The following is a 2,622-nucleotide window of genomic DNA, read 5'->3' as shown; positions in this document are numbered from 1 at the left end:
GCTGGTCCGCCGGCGGGGTGTTCAGGAAGCCGGCAGGGAGGGAGGGCGGCGGGGGAACCGCACCCGGCATCCGCTGGCCGCACACCTCGCACCGGTCCTCGGCCACCGACTGGTGGCCGTTCGTGCAGGTCGGCATGTCGGTTCTTCCCCCTCCGTACCGTGTTCCGGCGGTACTTCGTGACGTCGTGATGGCTTGTCTGTCCTGACGGGAACGGGCCTCCGGGGGATGTCAGGAGCGCTCTCGCCCCACCCGGCGGCCGTCACCGCCCGACGCACAGTACCGGGCCGCCCCTCACCGACGCCCACCCCCTTCGCGGCGCCCCGGCCCTCCGGCCCGCCCGCGCCCGGCCCGTACGGGCGTACGCCCGCGCGGCGGCGGAAGGACCGTCCGGCCCGCTCGTGCCCAGGTGGGAAGGGGTGTCCTTCGTCCGGGTGACGAAGGAACCACCGCCCCGGCCCCGCGAACGAATCCCCCGTCCCGGGGACGGACGCCCCTCCCGCCTGCCGGGCATCCGCCTCACCAGCCCTGACCGAACGGGCAACCAGAACGGGCAACCAGAACGGGCAGCGGCCCGGACCTCCGCCTCACGGCACGCACCTCCGCACCGCCCCCCGGGAGGCCCACCCGGAACGGCCCCCGCCAAAGAAACCAGCCCCGCCGGGAGCCCCCAACAGGCCAACACCGAGGAATCCCCACCCCGGAACGAACCCGGAACGCCCCCCACGCCCCCGGGGAAACCGGCCCCAGAACCTCAGCCCTTCCCCTCCCCCCGCCCCGACGGCGCGGGAAACGGCACCACCGCCACCGTGATGTTGTCGTGCCCGCCCCCCGCGAGGGCGTGGGCCACCAGGGCGCGGGCGCTGTGGAGGGGCCGGGTGTGGGCGTCGGTGGGGAGGACGGCGGCCATCTGCTCGGCCGTCTCGGCGTAGTTCCACAGGCCGTCGGTGCAGATCACCACGACGCCGGGGCCGTCGGGCCGGAAGTGGCGGGTGTGCGGTTCGACCTCGTAGGCGTCCGCGCCCAGCCAACCGGTGATCGCGTGCGCCCGCTCGTCGGCGTACGCCTCGGCCTCGGACATCAGGTGGTTGGCGACCATCTGCGCGGCCCAGGAGTCGTCCTCGGTGAGCCGGGTCGGGGGAACGGTGCGGTCGTCGGGGACCCAGTAGGCGCGGCTGTCGCCGACCCAGCCGACGGTCAGCAGTCCGTCGCCGACGACCGCGCCGACGAAGGTGCACGCGGGGGCGTTCTGCCGGTCGTGGTCGTCGGGGTGCGCCGGGCCGGGGGGCGCGGCGGCCAGCGCGTTGACGGCCTGGGCCGCCGTCAGGATCGCCTCGTGCAGGGCGTGCTGGGGGTGCGTACCGCGCGGCAGGGAGCCGAGCAGCGCCTCGACGCCGGTCTCGGAGGCGGTGGCGGACGCCTCGTCCGGGCGCAGGGCCGAGGAGACACCGTCGCAGACCACCGCGATGACGGCGGGGGAGCCGCCGGGCAGGGCGGTGGCGGAGACGGCGAAGTGGTCCTCGTTGCGGTGATGGCGGCGGCCGATGTCGCTGACCGCGGCGACGCCCTCCAACTCCCGCTCCCAGTGGTCGCGTTCACGTGACTGGAGATGGCCGCAGCGGCGGCAGTAACCGTCGGCGGCGACGGCCGCGGCACCGCACTCCACGCACAGCCGGGTGCCGCGCACGGGGGTGCGCAGTTCGTCCGCGACGGCCTCGTAGCCCGCGACACGGGGGTCGGCGGACGGGACGGCGGGCACGCCGGGGGCGTGGGCGAGGCGGGAGTGCGGATCGGGGGGCGGCGGTGTGGCGGGGAGCGCGCCGCAGTGCCCGCAGAACCCGCCGGAGCGGCTGCTCACGTCGAGCGGTTCATCGCAGTTCGCACACCGGGACGGCCCCGTCACACCCATGTCACACCCATGTCCTGGGGCGGAAGCGGTTGGCCCGTTCCACCAGTTCGATCCTGTCCTCGCCACGCTGCGCCAGCCGGGCGAGCAGGCGGTACGACCGTTCCAGGCCGGACCGCAGACCCCGCTCGTGCAGCGGGCTGCCCAGCAGCACCGGCGGCTCGGACGGGGGCTTCCCGCCGTCCGGCCCGGCACCGTGGCCCCCGGAGAGTACCCAGTCCAGGGCACACCCCAGAACCTCGGTGGTCAGCCGTTCCCTTCGCTCCGCGTCCAGCCCGCCGGCCGCCAGCCGTTCGGTCTGCGCGGCGGCGGCCCGCAGATCGTCCAGCAGCGGCTCGTGCGGGGAGCGCCACCGCAGCCGCGCGCGGACCGCGGCGATCCGCGCGGCGGTGCTGTGGACGGACGATTCCGGTACGGCCTCCAGGGCCCGTACCGCCCCCGCGCGGTCGCCGGCCGCGAGCCGTACCCGCGCCAGTCCGAAGGCGGCGCTGACGAAGCCCTGGTCGGCGGCCCGGACCAGCCGGTAGTACCGCGCCGCGGTGTCCCACCGTTCCAGCAGTTCGGCGCAGACCGCCAGGGCCAGCTTGGGGGCGGGCTCGCCCGGGAACGCGTCGTGGACCGCGTCGAAGCAGAGCGCGGCGGTCTCCCGGTCGCCGGTCGCCAGGGTGACCAGCCCGCGGTGCCACACCAGCCGCCAGTCCGCCGCCCAACTGCCGGA

The 2,622-nt window shown here is 75.9% G+C and carries 2 protein-coding genes; both read right to left on the bottom strand.

The window, feature by feature from the left end:
• Positions 1–752: 752 nt before the first annotated feature.
• Entirely contained in the window at positions 753–1,907 is a 1,155-nt protein-coding gene (locus tag AC51EU_RS29385) for a PP2C family protein-serine/threonine phosphatase (protein WP_496270136.1), read from the bottom strand.
• A gap of 1 nt (position 1,908) precedes the next feature.
• Positions 1,909–2,622: tetratricopeptide repeat protein (locus AC51EU_RS29380; protein ID WP_496270135.1), on the bottom strand; the 714-nt coding region annotated here is incomplete at its 5' end.

This window comes from Candidatus Streptomyces philanthi, assembly GCF_059553635.1.
This window is presented reverse-complemented; position numbering and strand designations above follow the sequence as displayed.

Excerpts from the sequence above, each read along its gene's own strand:
- AC51EU_RS29385 (WP_496270136.1), bottom strand. The coding sequence starts at position 1,907 with ATGGGTGTGACGGGGCCGTCCCGGTGTGCGAACTGCGATGAACCGCTC.